The sequence below is a fragment of the Kribbella sp. VKM Ac-2571 genome (assembly GCF_004362255.1).
GTDB classification, from domain to species: Bacteria; Actinomycetota; Actinomycetes; order Propionibacteriales; family Kribbellaceae; genus Kribbella; species Kribbella pratensis.
Genome location: NZ_SNWS01000004.1, coordinates 350924 through 370175, shown reverse-complemented (window position 1 = coordinate 370175; position 19252 = coordinate 350924). Strand labels below are relative to the sequence as shown.

At 68.5% G+C, this 19252-nt stretch carries 18 protein-coding genes; 9 read left to right on the top strand and 9 right to left on the bottom strand.

Features of this window, described 5'->3' with window-relative positions; all coding sequences use genetic code 11:
- The first annotated feature begins 89 nt into the window (after positions 1–89).
- Positions 90–1526, top strand: coding sequence for an Nramp family divalent metal transporter (locus EV651_RS12185; RefSeq protein WP_133785211.1), 1437 nt, complete (start codon positions 90–92; stop codon positions 1524–1526).
- Positions 1527–1531: 5 nt separating this feature from the next.
- On the opposite strand, the gene EV651_RS12180 is transcribed toward EV651_RS12185, so the two are convergent.
- Positions 1532–2461: an SMP-30/gluconolactonase/LRE family protein gene (locus EV651_RS12180; RefSeq protein WP_133785210.1), complete on the bottom strand. Its 930-nt coding sequence runs from the start codon at positions 2459–2461 to the stop codon at positions 1532–1534.
- A 61-nt stretch (positions 2462–2522) separates the two neighbouring features.
- Positions 2523–3434 (bottom strand): SMP-30/gluconolactonase/LRE family protein, encoded by a 912-nt coding sequence (locus EV651_RS12175; RefSeq protein ID WP_133785208.1) that lies wholly within the window; start codon positions 3432–3434, stop codon positions 2523–2525.
- A gap of 61 nt (positions 3435–3495) precedes the next feature.
- Here EV651_RS12175 and EV651_RS12170 point away from each other — a divergent pair, with 61 nt between their 5' ends.
- From EV651_RS12170 to EV651_RS12150, 5 genes are all read left to right on the top strand, one after another.
- Positions 3496–3945 (top strand): Lrp/AsnC family transcriptional regulator, encoded by a 450-nt coding sequence (locus EV651_RS12170; RefSeq protein ID WP_133785206.1) that lies wholly within the window; start codon positions 3496–3498, stop codon positions 3943–3945.
- 74 nt (positions 3946–4019) lie between these two features.
- Positions 4020–5795: a biotin carboxylase N-terminal domain-containing protein gene (locus EV651_RS12165; protein ID WP_133785204.1), complete on the top strand. Its 1776-nt coding sequence runs from the start codon at positions 4020–4022 to the stop codon at positions 5793–5795.
- On the top strand, positions 5795–6199 hold the full coding sequence (locus EV651_RS12160; RefSeq protein ID WP_133785202.1) for a VOC family protein: 405 nt from the start codon (positions 5795–5797) through the stop codon (positions 6197–6199). Before EV651_RS12165 ends, EV651_RS12160 begins: the two co-directional genes overlap by 1 nt.
- A gap of 138 nt (positions 6200–6337) precedes the next feature.
- Positions 6338–7000 carry an SMI1/KNR4 family protein gene (locus tag EV651_RS12155; RefSeq protein ID WP_133785200.1) on the top strand — a complete coding sequence of 221 codons (663 nt, stop codon included), beginning with the start codon at positions 6338–6340 and terminating at the stop codon, positions 6998–7000.
- A 63-nt stretch (positions 7001–7063) separates the two neighbouring features.
- Positions 7064–7912, top strand: a complete 849-nt coding sequence (locus EV651_RS12150; RefSeq protein WP_133785198.1) for a peptidylprolyl isomerase — start codon at positions 7064–7066, stop codon at positions 7910–7912.
- A 67-nt stretch (positions 7913–7979) separates the two neighbouring features.
- Here EV651_RS12150 and EV651_RS12145 read toward each other — a convergent pair whose 3' ends face one another.
- The 3 genes from EV651_RS12145 to EV651_RS12135 form a co-directional block, all read right to left on the bottom strand.
- A complete protein-coding gene (locus EV651_RS12145; RefSeq protein WP_133785196.1) occupies positions 7980–9146 on the bottom strand; it encodes a glycoside hydrolase family 76 protein in 1167 nt (388 codons plus the stop codon).
- Between the two features lie 110 nt (positions 9147–9256).
- Complete coding sequence (locus EV651_RS12140; RefSeq protein WP_133785194.1) at positions 9257–10441, bottom strand: SpoIID/LytB domain-containing protein; 1185 nt, start codon at positions 10439–10441, stop codon at positions 9257–9259.
- Positions 10438–11862 carry a peptidoglycan recognition protein gene (locus EV651_RS12135; protein WP_238156831.1) on the bottom strand — a complete coding sequence of 475 codons (1425 nt, stop codon included), beginning with the start codon at positions 11860–11862 and terminating at the stop codon, positions 10438–10440. The genes EV651_RS12140 and EV651_RS12135 overlap by 4 nt, the downstream gene beginning before the upstream one ends.
- 160 nt (positions 11863–12022) lie before the next feature.
- Here EV651_RS12135 and EV651_RS12130 point away from each other — a divergent pair, with 160 nt between their 5' ends.
- Positions 12023–12880, top strand: coding sequence for a hypothetical protein (locus tag EV651_RS12130; protein WP_202870290.1), 858 nt, complete (start codon positions 12023–12025; stop codon positions 12878–12880).
- A 62-nt stretch (positions 12881–12942) separates the two neighbouring features.
- Here the strand turns inward: EV651_RS12130 and EV651_RS12125 are convergent, their stop codons facing one another.
- The 4 genes from EV651_RS12125 to EV651_RS12110 are packed head-to-tail and all read right to left on the bottom strand — an operon-like array spanning position 12943 to position 17108.
- On the bottom strand, positions 12943–13851 hold the full coding sequence (locus EV651_RS12125) for a hypothetical protein (protein ID WP_238156830.1): 909 nt from the start codon (positions 13849–13851) through the stop codon (positions 12943–12945).
- Between the two features lie 35 nt (positions 13852–13886).
- On the bottom strand, positions 13887–14777 hold the full coding sequence (locus EV651_RS12120) for a hypothetical protein (RefSeq protein WP_238156829.1): 891 nt from the start codon (positions 14775–14777) through the stop codon (positions 13887–13889).
- A 21-nt stretch (positions 14778–14798) separates the two neighbouring features.
- A complete protein-coding gene (locus tag EV651_RS12115) occupies positions 14799–15677 on the bottom strand; it encodes a hypothetical protein (RefSeq protein WP_166658588.1) in 879 nt (292 codons plus the stop codon).
- Between the two features lie 51 nt (positions 15678–15728).
- Complete coding sequence (locus EV651_RS12110; protein WP_133785191.1) at positions 15729–17108, bottom strand: NAD(P)H-quinone dehydrogenase; 1380 nt, start codon at positions 17106–17108, stop codon at positions 15729–15731.
- A 31-nt stretch (positions 17109–17139) separates the two neighbouring features.
- Between EV651_RS12110 and EV651_RS12105 the strand changes: the two genes are divergently transcribed.
- Entirely contained in the window at positions 17140–17601 is a 462-nt protein-coding gene (locus EV651_RS12105) for a gamma-glutamylcyclotransferase (protein ID WP_133785189.1), read from the top strand.
- A gap of 9 nt (positions 17602–17610) precedes the next feature.
- Complete coding sequence (locus tag EV651_RS12100) at positions 17611–19245, top strand: phospho-sugar mutase (protein WP_133785187.1); 1635 nt, start codon at positions 17611–17613, stop codon at positions 19243–19245.
- Positions 19246–19252 lie beyond the last annotated feature (7 nt).

The window sequence follows — 19252 nt, the reverse complement described above, 5'->3', positions numbered from 1 at the left end:
CAGTCTGCCATTCGGCTGTGTCGGGTCGCCCTTGTCCACAGTATTCGCTAACCTCCGGTCAGAGGGGGGTCGAGGAAGTGAGGAGCCTCATGGCGGACACCCAGTCGACTGACCACGGACGATTCGCACTACCGACCAAGAACCTGCCCGCACCGCAGGTTCGCGACCTGCCCGATCCGCCCACCAAGACCTGGAAGATCATCGGCCCCGGCATGGTCGGCGCCGGGGTGGGTCTGGCGTCGGGAGAGTTCATCCTCTGGCCCTACATCTCCAGCCAGGTCGGCCTGGTGTTCCTCTGGGGCGCCGTCGTCGGCGTGGTGGTCCAGTGGTTCCTGAACATGGAGATCGAGCGGTACACGCTGGCAACTGGTGAGACAGCGTTGACCGGCTTCAACCGGTACGGGAAGCACTGGGGCCTGTTCTTCGCGATCATGACGTACTTCGCGAACCTCTGGCCGGGCTGGGCGACGAGCTCGGCGAGCATGCTCACGTACCTGTTCGGCGCCGGCAACCCGCGCTGGATCGCGATCGGCATGCTGGTACTGATCGGCGCGATCCTGACCCTCGCGCCGGTCGTCTACGTGATGCTCGAGCGGCTGATCGCGGTGAAGATCGCCGCCGTCGCGCTGCTCGTGATCCTCGCGCTCGCGTTCGCGATCCGCGGGAAGACGTACGGCGCGCTCGGGGACGCGGTCACGCACCCGCAGTTCCCGGCCGAGCAGCTCGGGTTCGCGCTCGTGATGGGCGCGATCGCGTACGCCGGAGCAGGCGGCGGCCAGAACCTCGTGCAGAGCAACTGGATCCGTGACAAGGGCTTCGGGATGGGCGTGCATGTGCCGCGACTGACGTCACCGGTGACCGGTGAGACCGAGGCCGACCCGACCGCCAACGGATACACGTTCCCGCCGAACGACGAGAACCTGGCCCGCTGGAAGCGCTGGTGGAAGTTCGCGAACATCGAGCAGGCCGCGACCTTCGTGGCGATCACTGTCGTCACGATCGTCTTCACCTCGATGCTTGCCCACGCCACCCTCTTCGGTGACAGCAACGTGAAGAACAACATCGGCTTCCTGAAGATCGAGGGTACGACGCTGCAGACCCTGGTCGGCGGCTGGTTCGGCTACCTGTTCTGGGCAATCGGCGCCTTCTCGCTGTTCGCCGCGGCGGCCGGCATCGTCGACTACACGTCGCGGCTGGCGGCCGACATGGTCAAGGCCAGGTACCTGCGCGAATCCGGCGTCACCGAGTCCAAGCTGTACTTCTGGCTGGTCTGGGGACTGGTTGCCTTCGGCATCATCGTCCTGCTGGCCGGCCTCACGCAGCCGCTGGTGCTCCTGGTGATCTCCGCCTGCACCGCCGGCACCATGATGTTCGTCTACTCCGGCCTGCTGTGGTGGATGAACTCGAGGGCGCTCCCGCGCGCCATCCGGATCACCACCTGGCGCTCGGCGGTCCTGTGGTTCTCGTTCCTGGCCTTCGGATTCCTGGCCGTCTTCACCATCATCGACCAGGCCAAGAAGCTCTAGAGCGCTCAGCCCCGGGGGCCGTAGGCCTCCGGGGCTCCGTTGACCGTGGTGAAGAGGGAGTAGACCGACGTGGTCGCGGTGAGGAAGAGGCGGTTGCGTTTCGGGCCGCCCCAGGTGAGGTTGCTGACGGTTTCGGGGACCAGGAGTTTGCCGAGCAGCGTGCCGTCGGGGTGGTAGATGTGCACGCCGTCCGCGGCCGACGCCCAGACGCGGCCCTGGGTGTCGAGGCGGATGCCGTCGAAGATGCCGTTGCCGCACTCCGCGAACAGCTCGCCGCCGCTCAGCTTGTCGCCGTCGACGGTGAAGACGCGGATCGTCCCCTGCTCCGAATCGGTGATGTAGAGCAACGACTCGTCGAGTGAGAACGCGAGCCCGTTCGGCCGGTCGAAGTCGTCGGCGACGCGGGTCAGCCCGCCGTCCGGCGCGACCCGGTACACGTGGCAGCCGCCGGTCTCGATCTCGCCCTTGTACCCCTCGTAGTCGCTGTCGATCCCGTACGCCGGATCCGTGAACCAGACCGACCCGTCGCGCTTCACCACTACGTCGTTCGGGGAGTTCAGCCGCTTCCCGTCGTACTCGTGGGCGAGCACGGTGATGCCGCCGTGGTGTTCGGTCCGCGTCACGCGCCGGTTGCCGTGCTCGCAGCTCACCAGCCGGCCCTCGGTGTCGCGGGTGTGGCCGTTGGTGTTGCCGGCCGGGTGCCGGAAGACGGAGACCTGGTACGACGTTTCGTCCCAGCGCAGGATGCGGTCGTTCGGGATGTCGCTCCACAACAGGTAGCGGCCCGCGGCGGAGTACACCGGGCCTTCGACCCAGCGGCCGCCGGTCCACAGCCGTTCGAGGCGGCTGTCGCCACGGATACCGTCGAAGCGGTCGTCCAGCTTCTCCCAGACGGCCGGCGCGGTCCCTGCCAACGGCTCGAGAATTCCCGTCATCACGACTCCTCGCGAACTCGGCTGCGAACACTCGCGGAAGAGCCTATGTGGTTCTCCCGCGCTATCTCGGGGCGGCCTGCACGTTGGTCAGCCACGACCACACCGAGGTGGTCGCGGTGATGAAGAGGCGGTTGCCCTTCGGGCCGCCGAAGGTCAGGTTGGACACTACGTCCGGGAGCATCAGCTTGCCGATCAGCGTGCCGTCGGGATCGAAGCAGTGCACGCCTTCGTGCGTCGCCGCCCAGACCCGGCCGGTGCTGTCCAGCCGGATGCCGTCGAACATCCCGCCCTCGCATGGTGCGAACACCTCACCCCCGGTCAGCTTCTCGCCGTCCACCTCGAACCGGCGGATGTGCTTGCCCGGTGTGTCGACGACGTACAACTGACTCTCGTCGTTGGAGAAGGCGAGCCCGTTCGGACGGATGAAGTCGTCCGCGACGACGGTCAGTGCGCCGTCCGGAGCGATCCGGTAGACGTGGCAACCGTCGATCTCCTGCTCGGCGGCGTGTCCCTCGTAGCTCGAGGTGATCCCGTACGGCGGGTCGGTGAACCAGATCGACCCGTCGCTGCGTTCGACCACGTCGTTCGGGCTGTTCAACCGCCGCCCGTCGAGATGCGAGGCGAGGACCGTCAGGCTGCCGTCGTACTCCGTTCGCACCACCTGGCGATCGCCCTGCGAGCAGCTGATCAGGCGGCCGGCGCGGTCGATGGTGTTGCCGTTGATGTAGCCGGACGGCTGACGGAACACGCTGACCTGGCCGGAGAGCTCGTCCCAGCGGAGCAGCCGGTCGTTCGGGATGTCGCTGAAGACGAGGCAACGCCAGGCCGGCGAGTACGCCGGTCCTTCGAGCCAGCGGCCGCCGTCGTACAGGCATTCGAGGTACTCGTCGCCCGCGATCTTGGTGAAGCGCTCGTCGAGCACCACGAGCTCGGCCCGGAGCCGCGGCGGCGCGGCGTTGAGTGTGATCGTCATATTCGGAACGCTATCCTGTCTCTGACAGCTCAGACAGAATGAGATTTGGTTTGTGACCGATATGACAGTAGATGATCTGGATCGCGGGTTGCTGGCCGCGTTGCAGGAGGACGCCGGGCAGTCGTACGCCGCGCTCGGGCAGGCGGTCGGACTCTCGGCCGGATCCGCCCACGAGCGGGTCCGGAAACTGAAGGCGGCCGGCGTGATCCGACGTACGACGGTCGACGTCGACCCGGCCGCGGTCGGGCTCGGCGTACTGGCGTTCGTCATGCTCGAGTCAGGCGCCTGGATGGGCGACGAGCCGACCTTGAAGGCGTTGCGGAAGATCCCGGCGGTCGAAGAGGCGCACATCATTGCGGGGCCGGCGTCGGTCCTGGTGAAGGTCCGCACGGCGACCACCGAGGACCTGCAGGCGACCCTGCGGGCACTCCACCAGGTGGACGGGGTGACCAGCACTCAGACAGTCGTCGTCCTGGAGACCTTCTTCGAGAGACAACCCACCGTGCTGTGATCGTGGTGTGAGCAACACCCTGCCCGCGGGACGGCTGCTTCACCCTAGACTCGGGCCAGCCGAAGGGAGTCGCTGTGTCCGACAGCTTGCAGATCACCAAGGTGCTGGTCGCCAACCGGGGCGAGATCGCCGTCCGGGTCGTCCGGGCCGCCGCCGACGCGGGGCTGGGCAGCGTCGCCGTGTACGCCGACCAGGACCGGGACGCGCTGTTCGTCCGGCTCGCCGACGAGGCCTACGCGCTGGACGGGTCGACACCGGCCGACTCCTACCTGAACATCGCCAAGATCCTGGACGTGGCGGCCCGCTCGGGCGCGAACGCCGTACATCCGGGCTACGGCTTCCTGGCCGAGAACGCCGCGTTCGCCCAGGCGGTGATCGACGCCGGGCTGATCTGGATCGGGCCGCCGCCGTCGGCGATCGACTCGCTCGGCGACAAGGTCAAGGCGCGGCACATCGCGGAGAAGGTCGGCGCGCCACAGGTCCCCGGTACGCCGGACCCGGTGGCAAACGCCGACGAGGTCGTGGCGTTCGCCCAGGAGTACGGGCTGCCGATCGCGATCAAGGCGGCGTACGGCGGTGGCGGGCGCGGGATGAAGGTCGCGCGGACGCTGGAGGAAATACCGGAGCTGTTCGAGTCGGCCACCCGCGAGGCTGTCAGCGCGTTCGGACGCGGTGAGTGCTTCGTCGAGCGGTACCTGGACAAGCCGCGGCACGTCGAGACCCAGTGCCTGGCCGATGCCCACGGCAACGTTGTCGTCGTGTCGACGCGGGACTGCTCGCTACAGCGCCGGTACCAGAAGCTCGTCGAGGAGGCGCCGGCTCCGTTCCTGTCGCCCGAGCAACTGGAACTGCTCTACTCGTCGTCGAAGAAGATCCTCCGCGAGGCCGGGTATGTCGGCGCCGGGACGTGCGAGTTCCTGGTCGGGCAGGACGGGCTGATCTCGTTCCTCGAGGTGAACACCCGCCTGCAGGTCGAACACCCGGTCTCCGAGGAGGTCACCGGGCTCGACCTGGTCCGGGAGATGTTCCGGATCGCCAACGGCGAAGAGCTCGGGTACGACGACCCGGAGATCTCCGGGCACTCGATCGAGTTCCGGATCAACGCCGAGGACGGCGGGCGCGGATTCCTGCCCGCTCCGGGGACGTTGACGCGCTGGCACGCGCCGTCGGGTCCGGGTGTCCGTCTCGACGGCGGATACGACCAGGGCGAGACCGTGCCGGGCGCGTTCGATTCACTGGTCGCGAAGCTCATCGTCACCGGGCGGGACCGGACGCAGGCGCTGGAGCGGTCGCGCCGGGCGTTGCGTGAGTTCGTCGTCGAGGGCATGCCGACGGTCATCCCGTTCCACGCTGCGGTCGTCTCCGACCCGGCCTTCGTCGGGACGGACGGGTTCAAGGTCCACACCCGCTGGATCGAGACCGAGTACGACAACCAGCTCACGCCGTACGACGGCCCGACCGCCGAGGCGCCGTCCGACGCCGAGCGCGAGAAGGTCACCGTCGAGGTCGGGGGCAAGCGGCTCGAGGTCGTTCTGCCCGCCGGGCTCGGTGCGATCGGTGCCGCGCCCGCTGCCGCCGGGGCGAAGAAGAAGCCGTCGCGCCGGGCGGGCGGGACGAAGAGCTCGGCCGCGTCCGGCGACTCGCTGACGTCGCCGATGCAGGGCACGATCGTCAAGATCGCCGTCGAGGAAGGCGCGACCGTCGCCGAGGGCGACCTGATCGTGGTCCTTGAGGCGATGAAGATGGAGCAGCCCCTGAACGCCCACAAGTCCGGCACCGTCACCGGCCTCAGCGCGGAGGTAGGCGCCACCGTCTCGGCGGGCGCCGCGATCTGCGAGATCAAGGACTGATGCCCTCCGACCCCGCGCAGGACGCCGCTGACGATGCGGCGTACCTGCCGGTGCCGGTGATCGACGCGGTGGCGATCGACTGTACAGATCCGGAGCGGCTCGGGCAGTTCTGGCAGGCACTGCTCGGCGGCGAACTGCGCCCCGAGCACGACGGCGTCGCCGAACTTCACGGCGGGCGGATGCGACTGGACTTCGCGCGGGTCCCCGACGGTAAACAGGGCCGCAAGAACCGCCTCCACCTGGATCTCTACGTCCCCCCGGACACCAAGGACCGCTCCATCGCCCGCGCCCTCTCCCTCGGCGCCACCCGAGCCGACGACATCTACGACGGCGGCCTCTGGCAGGTCCTCCGCGATCCCGAGGGCAACGAATTCTGCCTCGTCTGGGGCGCCGACCACCCCTGACACCACATCTGATCACCCCCGCAGGTGACTGGGAAGTAGCAATAGCCTGTTCCCAGTCACCGGCAGCTGTTCCAACTGCACCGAGCGCGCAGCTGCTGGACCGCGGACGACCTGGGCGTCTGGCATAGTCCGGATGTTATGGATCGGTCGGTAGCGGAGTCGTGGGGTTCGATCATCAGGTGGCTGGAGGAGCACCTGCCGCATGCGCTGGAGCACCTGCAGCCGCCGGCCTCCTGGGGTGAGATCTCCACCCTCCGCACGACCATGAACCGTCGTCTGCCAAGCGATCTGATCGCTTGGCTGACGCTGAACAACGGCTTCGGCTGGAAGGCGGACTTCGGGAGACTCATCCCGTTCCTCTACATCCCGATGGGGATCGACCGGATGCTGCGCGACCGCGAGATGCTGCGGAACGTCACTGCCACGGTCTTTCCGGAGCGGCCGATCGCCAGGGAGCGGGATCCGGCCGGCACCAGGTCGTTCGAGTGGCTGGACGCCTTCCTGCCGATCGGCGACGCGGGCACCGACATCCATCTCTTCGTCGACCTCCGCGAGGGCGACCAGTTCGGCTGTGTCAGCACCTTTGACTACGAGTCGGCCGGATCCTCCATCCCGGAATGGTTCAGCATTTCCGAGATGCTCGCTGACGTCGCGGACGCGCTCGTGCTCAATCAGCCTGCGCTGCAGGACCACGGCCGCCGGTATCACGCCGGCATCCGCTTCCCCACCGGTCCTCCGCACGGTTGGCGGCCCTACATCGACGAAAGCCGCCTTCGGTGGGAAATGGTGCCTCTGGATTGACAGACAGTTCTCAGGTTTTCGCTGTAGGTTCCCTGCAGGTGTCTCGGTGAGGAGGGTTACTGCATGTCCAAGAAGACCCATCAGCAGCAGCTGGCGGCGCGGAAGGCGAAGCGGCAGGCTGAGCGGGAGCTCGAGCGACGGCGACAGCGGCGGAATCTGGGGATCACCATGACTGCGGTCGCGGCGGTGGTCGTGGTCCTCGTGGGGGCTTTCGTGGTGTTCGGTGTGGGTGGCCACGACAAGCCGGCCGCCTCCTCGTCGGCCGCGCCGGAGAACAAGCCGGCCAGCATCCCGACCGCGATGGCACCGGCCCCGAAGCGCGCGACGCCACTCGCGTCCGAGGTCAACTGCACGTACAAGAAATCCGCCGAACCGGCCGCGAAGAAGGTCAACGCGCCCGCCGACGGGAAGGTCAAGGCGTCGGGTACGTCGAAGGTCAGCCTGAACACGTCCATCGGCGACCTGCAGCTCACCCTGGACAGCGCGCTCGCGCCCTGCACGGTGAAGAGCTTCCTGAGCCTGGTCGGCCAGAAGTACTTCGACAACACCAAGTGCCACCGGCTGACGGTCGGTGAAGGCCTGCAGGTGCTGCAGTGCGGCGACCCGAGCGGGACCGGCTCCGGTGGACCGGGCTACAGCTTCGCGGACGAGGTGTACCCGACGCTGAAGTACGGCCGCGGCATCCTCGCGATGGCGAACTCCGGCGCGAACACGAACGGCAGCCAGTTCTTCATCGTGTACGGCGACGCCTCCGGGCTCACCCCGCAGTACACGGCGTTCGGGACGATCGACGAACCGAGCGTGAAGCTGATCGACAAGGTCGCGGAGGCCGGCGTCACGCCGCAGAACGGCCCCCAGGACGGCACGCCGATCACGCCGGTGGAGATCAAGACAGCATCAGCAGCAGCCTGAGACAGAACCACCGCGCCGCCCGCCCCCTGAGGGGACGGGCGGCGCGGTGTTGGCTGTTTCCTTGGCGTCAGGCCAGCAGGTGGTACTGCGAGCGCGGCCACGCCAGGAGCGCGTGGACCTGGGTGATGCCGGACTGCTGCAGCAGCTCGACCGATCCTTCACGGAACTTGTAGAGGTTGGTCGCGGGGTCCCGGGTGGTGTTCCAGTTGTAGTCGGCGTACGACTGCATCGCCTTGCGGTAGCGGGGATCCGGCGCGACCGAGTCCAGGATCAACAGGTTCTTGAACCAGATCGAGTTGAACGCCGCACCGTTCTTCGCCAGGATCTCGGGCGTGTTGTAGAACGTCAGCGAGGCGTTCGCGACCGACTTCGCGTCGCGCAGGTACCTGACGTCACCCGTTGCCTTGAACAACAACACGCCGGCGCCGAGCATCACGCCCTGGTTGTAGCTCCACTGCGTCTTCTCGATGTTGCCGGCCAGGTCGATGTGGTCCCAGTACAGCCCGTTCGGCGCGAGCATGCAGTCCTGCGCCCACTGGTACATCCGCTGGGCCCAGGTCAGGTACGACTTGTCCCGCGTCAGCAGGTACAGGTGCGCCCCGAGCTCGGCGCCCGGGCCGTTCGACACCGTGTTGCGGTCCTGGCTCCACGGCGCCTGGGTCCAGTACACGCCACCGGCGCACGGGTGCGACGGATCGGTGTCCCAGCCGTGGACGACGAGCGCGAAGATCTCCTTGGCGCGAGCGAGGGCAGCACGGTCACCAGTCCGCTTGAACCGCTGGATCAGGTTCAGCCCGATCCACTCGTTGTCGTCGTAGAACTTGTCGCCGCCCTGACCGTTCGGCGGCCGGACGTACGAGTCGTACCCGGTCGGCGTCGTCCCGGCGTTCCAGTAGAACTCGTACGCCGCGAGCCGCCGATCGGCCTCCGCGGAGCCGGCGCGGCCCGCACCCGGTACGCCGGCCAGGTCCTCGGCCGCGATCGCCGCCTGCGAATACGGCCAGACGTACGAATACGGGTTGCTCTGGGTGTTCGGGTACTCCTCCAGCAACAGCCCCTTGCCGGCGTCGAAGTACTTGTTGATCGCGTCGTACGACGCACGCGCCCGAGCGGCTGCGGTCGGGTCGGTCCCGGCGTCGGCGGCACTGGCCGTGGTCATGTTCAGCGATCCGAGGACCGCGACCGCGAGCACTCCGGCGGCCAGACGAGTTGATATACCAATCTTTCTGCGCATCGACCTGCTCCTCCTGGGCGGTGGTTGACAGCGATGTCATGTTTAACCGCAGCACCGACACCCCGTCAATGCCTCAGCCATCAGGCGCTGGGAGCAGAACAGTTGGTATATCAAGAAGTGCGGGCCGGGAAGCTGATCCACGCGGACCGCAGGTGGAGCCGGATCCGCACCTGGTCGGCTGTCAGCACACGCTTTCCGCGCGATCCGGCAGCCTCGACGGTGAGCGCCCGCCCGCCGCCCGGGCCGACGCCGGTCCGCTTCAGGACCCGGACGTAGCGGATCGAGCCGACGTCGAAGACCGCCTGCATCTGGGCGGCCGTCCGGGTCACCGTCCAGGTCACGTTCGGGTTCCCGTTCTTCGGGTACGCGTCCCAGCCGTCCACCTTGGTGAGCTGGTACGGCGCATCGCCCGCCGCCGTCGCTCCGCCGTTCGACGAGGAGAACTCCGCGATGATCGGATTCCCCCTGTAGAGCCGGACCTGTCCCGCGGTCGCCGCGATCGCGTTGTTCGTCGACGTCTCCTCCGAGTCGTACCCGCCGTACACCTGACAGGACGTCGTGTCGCACAAGTCATACGCTTTCCGCGCCGCGCGGGCCCGGTGGAACACCGAATAGGTGCGGGCGGCAACGGCCTGCGCCTGCAACGCAGCCGGCCGCCAGCTCGACAGCGACTCCCGTGGTACGACGCCCCGCAGGTAGTACTCGAGCGGCAGCACGTTCACCGTGTCCAGATGCGCCCCGGACACGTCGATCGCCCGCAGCGCACCCCGATACCGGCGGACGGCGCCACTCGGCAGGACCAGCCCGATCACGGCCGCTCCCTCGAACTGCGCCATCCCCGTGAACGTCTTGTAGAGCGTCCATTTCCGGGTCTTCGCGTCGTACGAGCTGACCTTCGTGCCGTGCTCGCCGTTCGGGTCGATCGACCACTGACTCCTGGTCGATGCCCTGGGCAACGCGTAGACCTTGCCGGTGGCCAGCGAGCGGACCGCGAGCCCGCTCACCGCGCCGACCCGCACGCCGTCGGTGGTGTCGGCGCTGATCCGGACCCGGATGCTGCCGGTCGCCTTCCCGGTCGTCGTCCCCGGGTAGTAGAAGTCGAGGATCTGCTTCACCGGCTTCCCGGCCAGCGCCGCACCCTGCGCGCCGTACTGCGACAGTCCGCGGCCGTGCCCGAATCCGCGCCCGTTGATCGTCGTGTCCGGCGCCGCGTCCGGGACGACCTCGCGCGCCTGGGCGGTCGCACTGATCGCCGTGGACGACAGCACCACCAGCGCGATCGCACGTTTCCTCATGATGATCTCCCGTAGACAAGATGGACCTGACGGTCACGGCGGTCCCAGACCAGCCAGCCGCGCTGGAACTTCTGCCGCGAGCCGCCCGTGACCTGATAGGCATCCGTGATCGGCAGGCCGAGCCGCGCGCTGCCGGCCCCGAGCCGCCGGTACCGGGTCCGGAAAGCGCCGGACGTGGAATGCGGGCCGGTGGCAACGGAGTAGAAGACGTCGCGGGTGCCGAAGTACGTCGCCCAGCCGGTCCGGGTCCGGTGCTCGCCCCAGAACGGCTGGCCGAGGTTCCGGAAACCGAGTTTCCGCGCGTACTCGTAGATCGGGGTCGAGAAACTTCCGCTCATCAAGGTGTTCACGCGCTGCTTCAGCCAGCGGAGCTTGTTGTACAGCTGGGTTCCCGGGCACGCGGTCGCCTTGGTGTCGCGGTGTCCGGAAACCGTGTGCAGGCGGCTTCCGTCGAGCACGATCGTGGCCAGCGGCGACCTGTAGTTGGCATCCAGTTTCCAGGCGATCACACGCGCCGTGGACTCCAGCATCGCCGGCGGCGGTGCGGTCTGCTCGAAGTTTCCGATCACCGCGACGCCGAACGAGTTCGCGTTGAACGACGACGTGTGCGCGCCGAGCACCGGCAGCTGCGCACCGCCGTACCGGCCCTCGAAGACGCGGCCGAAGCGGTCGACGAGGAAGTTGTATCCGAGGTCGCACCAGCCGCGGCTCTTCACGTGGTACGCGTACATCGCCCGCACCATCGCCGGAACCTGTGTGCGGGTGTAGTCGTTCCGATCGGCGGTGTGGTGGACGAACGCCGCCAGCACAGTCTTCGTGTACTTCGGCCGCACGCACGAGGCACCGTTCACCGCGCGGAGCCTTTCATCCGCGCCCCACCGCTTCCGGCTCACCATCAACGGCATCGGGTACGGCGCTCTGCTCGACGTCGCCTCGACCCGGCCGCCCGGCTCCTCGGAGTCGGAGCTCAGCACCCCGGGTTCGATCAGAACCACCTTGGCGCCAGGCACTGTGCCGGAAGCAGTGACGGCGCTCGCCTGTATACCTGTGGCATTGCCGACCCACAACGGCTCGGTGCCCGCGCGCTCAGTTCCTTCGGGGTCCGATGGCTGTGTTCCTTCAGGATCCTTCGGATCGGGACCGTGATCGTCCTCGATCTGCATCGGCTGCCAATCGGTCCAGCGGCCGTTGCGTTCGGCGCGAACCTTGGCGGTGACTCCGTGGACGCCTTCGGGCCAGGTGATGCCGACCATTCTGAACGGCGAAGTTTCGGCTCGGACGGACGGCCCGTCGAGCGGGATCTCCTGGTACCAGGGGTCAGGATTCTCGTGCGGCAGCGGGACTGGAAGCGGGACAAGGGCAGCCGCCGTCAGCACGAGCGGCAGCAGTCGCGCAGTCTTGCCAATGGCAGTAGTGCCCACATTTGGCCTTCCGGCGCGGGGACGGACAGTCGCTGGGCGGCGCGCTCCTCGATTATGCGCCGACGGTGACCGCTTTCCCGGGATTACGTCACCCTGCGTGGCGTCGCCCGTCTTGAGGGGTTGGATAGGCTCTCCCCAAAGCCCCCGAGAGAGGCCCGACATGGAATTCATCCTGATCATCGCCGTGGTGGTGATCGCGGTTCTGGCGTACCGCTCGTACCGTCGGACCCAGTTGCAGACCAAGCAGCAGCACGAGATCACGGCCGCCGAACTCGAGTCGGTGAAGCGGACCGCCGACGAGGACATCACCCGGTTCGGCGAGGAGCTGCAGGACCTCGACCTGGAGATGGTCGGCAAGGACCTCGGCGACGGTGCCCGGCAGGACTACCAGCGCGCGCTGGACTCCTACGAGTCCGCGAAGCAGGCGGTCGGTCAGGTCACCGCGGCGGATCAGATCAAGCACGTGATCGAGATCCTCGAGGACGGCCGGTACGCCGCTGCCTGTGTGCGCGCCCGCGTGGCCGGCGAGCCGTTGCCGCAACGTCGCCCGTCGTGCTTCTTCAACCCGCAGCACGGTCCGTCCGTGGTCGACGTCATGTGGGCGCCGCCAGGTGGCGCGCAGCGCGAGGTGCCGGCCTGTGCGGCCGACGCCGAGCGGGTCCGCGCCGGCGCCGAGCCGGACGTCCGCAAGGTCATGGTCGGCCCGCAGCGCGTGCCGTACTGGGAGGCCGGCCCGGCCTACTCGCCGTACGCGCAGGGCATGTTCGGCGCGCTCGGCGGAGTGATGACCGGCATGTTCCTCGGCACGATGCTCGGCGGCATGTTCGCCGGCGGCGGGTACGGCGACTACGCGGCCGGCTACGACGGCGGCGGCGATTTCGGTGGCGGCGACGGCGGCGGGGGCGATGGCGGCGGGGGCGACTTCAACCCGTTCGACGGCAACGACGGCGGCGACGGCGGCGGCTTCGACTTCGGCGGCGGAGACTTCGGAGGCGGAGACTTCGGCGGCGACTTCTAGGAACGCGAACGCGAGAAGGGCCCCGGTGACCAGCTGGTCACCGGGGCCCTGTCGTATCCGTTTCAGTCGCCGTTGAGGGGTGGCGCGCCCTCCGCGGTGTCGTTGAAGTAGGCCGGGTCCTTGTAGGTGCCCGGCAGCTTGCCGAGGCCCCTGATCGCGGTGGCCGTACCGTTGGTGTGGCCGACCGCGTAGAGGTACGCCGACCCCGTGTCCTTGTCGATCGCGGTGAGCAGCGTGCTCTGGGTCCCGCACTTGTCGGCGACCAGCGCCTCGAAGCCCTGCCATGTGGCGGTCCGGATCCGGGTGACGATCGGCTTCAGCGGCGACGTCCGCGGGATCCGGATCGTGTAGAGGGCACCGCCGCGCGTGTTCGCGAGGAAGGTGTCGTACGTCTTCGTCTCGCTGATCAGCGTCATCGCCTTGACGGACCCGAACCCGCCTGCTTTCTCGTGGCGATAGATGCCGTCCGGACCCGCGGCCCAGCGGTTCAGGACGCCGGTCCCGCCGAGCAGGCCGTACCAGGCGCCGGCCGACACGCTGGAGCCAGGCGCCTGCTGCCAGAAGGACTCCTCGACCGCGATGAAGTTGCTCCAGCCGGACCCGACCTTGTCGAGCTTGAGCGGCGGCTGGGTCGAGCCGGTGGTGTATGCGGCCTGGTACAGCGTGTCGTTCAGGATGACGAGCGCGGTCGACGTGGCGGTGCCGTCCGGCCCGGACCCGCTGTTGGTCCAGGTGGAGCTCGCCTTCGTGATCCCCGCGGTGAAGACGTGTGGTCCCGTGCTCTGCTGGGCGGCCGGCGGCGCCGAGGCCGTGACGTCGGCGCCGCCGAAGTTGCCGCCCGCAGTGATGGAGCCGACGGACATCGTGCAGGCGGCGGTCGCGGATGCGCTCGCCGTACTGCCGGGGAGAGTTGCCAAGGACCCCAGCAGTACGGCGGAGGCCGCGACCGCGGAAGCTCGCTTCAGGCCCATCCAAAGTTCCTTTCGTGAGTCACTCGGTCAACTTCTCATTCGCCGAACAGCGGGGTGTTTCCCTCGGCGGTGTTCAGGAAGTAGACCGGGTCCTTGAAGTCGCCGGGGATCTTGCCGAGGCCCTTGATCACGGTCGAGGCTCCTCCTGCGTGACCAACGGCGTACAGGTAGGCCGAGCCGGTGTCCTTGTCGATGCCGGCGAGCAGCGTGCTCTGCGTGCCGCACTTCTCCGCGACCAGGTACTCGAAGCCCTGCCAGGTCGAGGTGCGAACCTTCTTGACGACCGGCGCACCGGTGACCGGGATGTGGATCGTGTAGAGCGCGCCGCCGTTCGTCGTGGCCAGGAAGGTGTCGTACGTCGCGGTCTCGCTGATCAGCGCCATCGTCTTCACCGACGAGTAGCCCGGCCAACGCGTCACCACCCGGCCGACGTACCGATAGAGCACCCCGTCGCCCCGCAACCGGTAGTCCGCGGTGCGGTCGGACTTGCCCCAGTACCACGAGGACTCGATCGCCTTGTAGCCGATGTACCCGACGCCGCGGGACTTCAGCGAGGTGAACGGCTTGCCGGCGACGTCCACGCCGTACGAGCCGGCGTACAGGGTGCCGTTGACGATCACGTCGCCGTACACCGTGTAGTCCTGCCCGACGCCCAGCGAGTCGGTCCACGTCGAGGCGAGCTTCGCCAGTCCCGGGGAGAACATGTGCGGGCCGGTCGATCGCTTGACGGTGGCCGGCGACGTGGCGATGACCTGGGCGTTGGCCATGTCACCGCCGGCCGTGATCGAGCCGAGGTTGATCTCGCAGGCGGCGGTCGCACCAGCGGTCGCGGTGCCGGCTGCGGTGGCGGTGCCGGCCGGCAGTGCGGCCAACCCGCCGAGGAGCAGAGCGGAGGCCGCCGCTGCGGTAGCCCGGTTCAGTTTCATCGAAATGCCTTTCAGGAGTTGTTATTCGCCGTTGCGCGGTGGTGCGCCGTCGAGACGCCACAGGGAGACGACGGGGTCCTTGAAGGTGCCGGGCACCTTGCCCAGGCCCTGGATCACGGTCGACGTACCGTTCGCGTGCCCGACGGCGTACAGGTAGGCGCTGCCGGTGTCCTTGTCGATTGCCGTGAGCAACGTGCTCTGGGTCCCGCAGCGCTCGGCCACGAGGGTCTCGAAGCCCTGCCAGGTCGAGGTGCGGATCTTCTTCACCGTCGGCTGCAGCCGGGTGTCCGCGGGGATGTGGATCGTGTACAGCGCACCGCCGCGGGTGGTGGCGAGGAATGTGTCGTACGTCTTGGTCTCGCTGATCAGCGTCATCGCCTTCACCGAGGAGAACCCGGCGTACTGGCGGACGTTCTTCCAGCTGGTCCAGCGGAACAGGACGCCGTCGTTGCGCAGGCCGTAGCGCGCGATCCGGGTCGCCGGCGAGCCGTAGGTGGCCTGTTCGAACATCGTGAACCTGTCCCAGCCGCCCCCGACCGGATTGGGGTAGGTGTACAGCTCACCGGTCATCTCGTCGTAGCCCCAGGACACCTGGTACAGGCGTGATCCGAGGACCACGTAGGCGTCGTTCGAGCCGGCGTCCCAGCGCCAGGTCGAGCTGACCCGCGCCGCTCCCGGCGAGAACAGATGAGGTCCGGTGACGGTCTTCGCGGTCGGGGGTGTCCCGGCGGTAATGGTCGTGTTGGGCGCGTCACCGCCGCTCGTCACCGGCTGGAGCTGCATCTTGCACGCAGCAGCCGGCGCGGCAGCGACCGCCGTACCCGGGGCGATGGTGGCCAGTGCACCCAGCAATACGGCGGCCGTTGCCGCGGTGGAGACTCGTCTGAGGTAGCTCTTCACACCTCAGACGATGCAACCTCCGCCGCCAAAGTTGCGGTGAGTTGATCGAGCTCAGCTGCGGAGGTGGAGGCGGCGGGCGGCTTCGGCGACCGACCCGGAGACCGAGGGGTAGACGGTGAAGGCCTGTGCCACCTGGTCGACCGTCAGGCGGGCTCCGACGGCCAGCGAGATGGGGTGGATGAGTTCGCTGGCTCGCGGGGCCACAACGACACCGCCGACGACGATGCCGGTGTTGGGGAGGCAGAAGAGTTTGACGAAACCGTCGCGGACACCCTGCATCTTGGCGCGGGCGTTGTCGGCCAGCGGCACCTTGACGACCATCGCCGTACTGCCGCCGGCGTCGACCACCGCCTGGGTCAGGCCGACCGTCGCGATCTCTGGGGCCGTGAAGACGTTGGCGGAAACCGTTGACTGGTCCAACGGGGTGACGGCATCGCCGAGTGCGTGCGCCATCGCGATCCGGCCCTGCATGGCGGCCACCGAGGCCAGCATCAGTACGCCGGTGCAGTCGCCGGCCGCGTAGACGCCGCGGGCCGTGGTCCGGGAGACCCGGTCGACCTGGACGAACCCGCCGTCGGTCAGCGACACGCCCGAGTCGACCAGATTCATGTCGTCGGTGTTCGGCAGCGAGCCGACCGCGAGCAGGGCGTGCGATCCCTCGACCTTCCGGCCGTCGGTCAGCGTCACCACGACGCCGTCGCCCTGGCGCTTGACCGACTCGGCCCGGGACTTGCCCAGCACCGTGAGTCCGCGCCGCTTGAACACGTCCTCGAGGACTGCTGCCGCGTCGGCGTCTTCACCGGGCAGCACCCGGTCCCGCGACGACACCAGGACGACGTCGCTGCCGAGCGCGTCGTACGCGCTGGCGAACTCCGCACCGGTGACACCGGAGCCGACCACGATCAGCCGCTCGGGCAGTTCTTCGAGCTCGTAGACCTGCTCCCAGGTCAGGATCCGCTCGCCGTCGGGTTCGGAGCCCTGGAGGATGCGAGGCCTTGCTCCCGTGGCGATCAGGATCACGTCGGCGTCCAGGCGCTCGTCGCCGACGACCACGGTCTCCGGCCCGTCCAGCCGGCCGCGGCCCCTGACGATCCGGACCTTGTCGCGGTCCAGCCGGCGCTCGATGCCCTCGGACTGGGCGGTGGCCAGCGCCTTCACCCGTTTGTTGACGACGGAGAGATCGACACGCACGGAGTTCGCCGGGTCGTCGTCGCCGTCGTCCAGCCGGACGCCCAGCTCCCCGGCCTCCTCCACCTCGGTCATCACCTCCGCGGTGGCGATCAGGGTTTTGCTCGGTACGCAGTCGGTGAGCACGGCGGAACCGCCGATCCCGTCGGAATCGACGACCGTCACCTCCCCGCCCAGCTGGGCGGCCGCACTGGCCGCTTCGTACCCGCCTGGACCGCCTCCGATGATCACAACTCGCGCCACGGGAGGTCATTCTTCCGTATCCTCTGATTCCGTGACCCTGTACGCCGCGTTTGCGTCGAATCTGGACCCGAACCTGATGTCCGAGCGGTGCCCGTACTCGCCCCTGCGCGGGACCGGCTGGATCACCGGCTGGCGCCTCACCTTCGGCGGCGAGGAGCTCGGCTGGGAGGGCGCGATGGCCACCGTGGTCGAGGACCCGGCCGACCCCACCAACCAGGTCTTCGTGGCGCTCTACGACATCCACCCCAAGGACGTCGAGCGCCTCGACGAGTGGGAAGCGATCGACCAGGGCATCTACCGCAAGATCCAGGTCCGGGTGCAGACCCTGGACGGCGAGCAACTGGCCTGGATGTACGTGCTGAACGCCTACGAGGGCGGCCTGCCCTCGGCCCGCTACCTGGGCATCCTGGCCGAGGCCGCCGAGGCGGCCGGGGCTCCCGACGACTACGTGGCGGACATCCGGTCACGGCCCTGTCAGTCGTCAGGTCATTAGAGTGCCCATGTGACAGATGATCTGAAGGCCGCCGCCGAAGCCTGGCTGCGCGAGGACCCCGACCCCGACACCCGCCTGGAGCTGACCAAGCTCCTGGACGCCGCGGACTACGACGAGCTGTCCGATCGGTTCGACGGCACCCTGGAGTTCGGTACGGCGGGTCTGCGCGGTGCCGTCGGCGCCGGACCGAACCGGATGAACCGGGTCGTCGTGATCCGTGCCGCCGCCGGACTCGCGGCGTACCTGAAGGCGAAGGGGCTCACCGACGGCCCGGTCCTGATCGGGTACGACGCGCGCCACAAGTCGGACGTGTTCGCGCAGGACACGGCGGCCGTGATGCGCGGTGCCGGCCTGGACGCCGTACTGCTCGACCGGCCTGCCCCGACACCGGTCGTCGCCTTCGGGATCGGGCATCTGCACGCCGTGGCCGGCGTGGTCGTGACCGCTTCGCACAACCCGCCGCAGGACAACGGCTACAAGGTCTACCTGGGCGACGGTTCGCAGATCGTGCCGCCGGCCGACGCCGAGATCGCGGCCGCGATCGCCGCTGTCGGCTCGCTGGCCGACGTACCGCGGGGGGACGACTGGCAGACGACCGGGGACGACCTGCTGAACGCCTACCTGGACCGGATCGCCCAGCTGGTGCCGGCCGATGCGCCACGGAACCTCAACGTGGCCTACACGCCGCTGCACGGCGTCGGGCGAACCCTGGTCGAGGCGGCGGTCGCCCGTGCGGGGTTCGCCGTACCGCAGGTGGTCACGTCGCAGGCCGACCCGGATCCGGACTTCCCGACCGTCGCGTTTCCGAACCCGGAGGAGCCGGGCGCGATCGACGCCGCGCTGGAGCTGGCGCGCTCGATGGACGCCGACATCGCGGTGGCGAACGATCCGGACGCGGACCGGTGCGCGGTCGCCGTCCCGGACGCGTCGGCCGCGGGAGGCTGGCGGATGCTGCGCGGCGACGAGCTCGGCGCGCTGCTCGGTGAGTTCCTGCTGTCGGCACGCCCCGACGGCGTGGCGGCGTGCTCGATCGTGTCGTCGTCGCTGCTCGGCAAGATCGCGGCGTCGTACGGCGTCCGGTACGTCGAGACGCTGACCGGGTTCAAGTGGATCGGGCGGGTGCCGGAGCTGGTCTTCGGCTACGAGGAGGCGCTCGGGTACTGCGTGGATCCGGCAGCCGTGAAGGACAAGGACGGTGTGTCGACGCTGGTCCGGGTGCTGCAGCTGGCCGCGCAGGCGAAGGCGGCGGGACGCACGCTGCTCGACCTGCTGGACGATCTCGCGGTCAAGCACGGACTGCACGCGACCGACCAGTTGGCGGCGCGGGTCGACGACCTGTCGCTGATCGCGCAGGCGATGGACCGGTTGCGCGCGACGCCGCCCACGGCTCTCGGGGCGTACGCCGTCGAGCGGATCGACGACCTGGGCAAGGGGTCGGAGTCGTTGCCCCCGACGGACGGGCTGCGGTACACGCTGTCCGACGGCGCACGCGTGGTCGTGCGCCCGTCGGGTACGGAGCCCAAGCTGAAGTGCTACCTCGAGGTGGTCGTCCCGGTCACGACGGACGTCACCGCGGCACGCGCTCAGGCAGCGACCGCGCTGGCAGCCGTCAAGTCGGATCTGGCTGCCGCGGCAGGTATCTAGTCCGCTG

Excerpts from the sequence above, each read along its gene's own strand:
- EV651_RS12185 (WP_133785211.1), top strand. The coding sequence starts at position 90 with ATGGCGGACACCCAGTCGACTGACCACGGACGATTCGCACTACCGACC.
- EV651_RS12180 (WP_133785210.1), bottom strand. The coding sequence starts at position 2,461 with ATGACGGGAATTCTCGAGCCGTTGGCAGGGACCGCGCCGGCCGTCTGG.
- EV651_RS12125 (WP_238156830.1), bottom strand. The coding sequence starts at position 13,851 with ATGGGCCTGAAGCGAGCTTCCGCGGTCGCGGCCTCCGCCGTACTGCTG.
- EV651_RS12145 (WP_133785196.1), bottom strand. The coding sequence starts at position 9,146 with ATGCGCAGAAAGATTGGTATATCAACTCGTCTGGCCGCCGGAGTGCTC.
- EV651_RS12170 (WP_133785206.1), top strand. The coding sequence starts at position 3,496 with ATGACAGTAGATGATCTGGATCGCGGGTTGCTGGCCGCGTTGCAGGAG.
- EV651_RS12140 (WP_133785194.1), bottom strand. The coding sequence starts at position 10,441 with ATGAGGAAACGTGCGATCGCGCTGGTGGTGCTGTCGTCCACGGCGATC.
- EV651_RS12150 (WP_133785198.1), top strand. The coding sequence starts at position 7,064 with ATGTCCAAGAAGACCCATCAGCAGCAGCTGGCGGCGCGGAAGGCGAAG.
- EV651_RS12155 (WP_133785200.1), top strand. The coding sequence starts at position 6,338 with ATGGATCGGTCGGTAGCGGAGTCGTGGGGTTCGATCATCAGGTGGCTG.
- EV651_RS12160 (WP_133785202.1), top strand. The coding sequence starts at position 5,795 with ATGCCCTCCGACCCCGCGCAGGACGCCGCTGACGATGCGGCGTACCTG.
- EV651_RS12120 (WP_238156829.1), bottom strand. The coding sequence starts at position 14,777 with ATGAAACTGAACCGGGCTACCGCAGCGGCGGCCTCCGCTCTGCTCCTC.
- EV651_RS12175 (WP_133785208.1), bottom strand. The coding sequence starts at position 3,434 with ATGACGATCACACTCAACGCCGCGCCGCCGCGGCTCCGGGCCGAGCTC.
- EV651_RS12130 (WP_202870290.1), top strand. The coding sequence starts at position 12,023 with ATGGAATTCATCCTGATCATCGCCGTGGTGGTGATCGCGGTTCTGGCG.